The sequence below is a fragment of the Neisseria sp. P0009.S008 genome (genome assembly GCF_051958615.1).
GTDB classification, from domain to species: domain Bacteria; phylum Pseudomonadota; class Gammaproteobacteria; order Burkholderiales; family Neisseriaceae; genus Neisseria; species Neisseria subflava.
Window position 1 is genome coordinate 1 of sequence record NZ_JBQCVG010000033.1, and the last position, 455, is coordinate 455.

The window sequence follows — 455 nt, forward strand, 5'->3', positions numbered from 1 at the left end:
GACTACAAGGGTATCTAATCCTGTTTGCTCCCCACGCTTTCGCACCTCAGCGTCAGTATCGAGCCAGTGAGCCGCCTTCGCCACTGGTGTTCCTCCGAATATCTACGAATTTCACCTCTACACTCGGAATTCCACTCACCTCTCTCGACCTCAAGACAAACAGTTTCAAAGGCAGTTCCAAGGTTGAGCCCTGGGATTTCACCTCTGACTTTCCGGTCCGCCTACGTGCGCTTTACGCCCAGTAATTCCGAACAACGCTAGCCCCCTTCGTATTACCGCGGCTGCTGGCACGAAGTTAGCCGTGGCTGCTTCTGGAGGTACCGTCCAAGTGGTTACCCACTCCATCTTCCCTCCCGAAAGGGGTTTACAATCCGAAGACCTTCATCCCCCACGCGGCGTCGCTGCGTCAGGCTGTCGCCCATTGCGCAATATTCCTTACTGCAGCCGCCCGTAGG

The 455-nt window shown here is 55.8% G+C and carries 1 rRNA gene; it reads right to left on the reverse strand.

Annotated features, from left to right (window positions below):
- Positions 1-455, reverse strand: a 16S ribosomal RNA gene (locus ACTHSQ_RS11125); the annotation flags it as partial.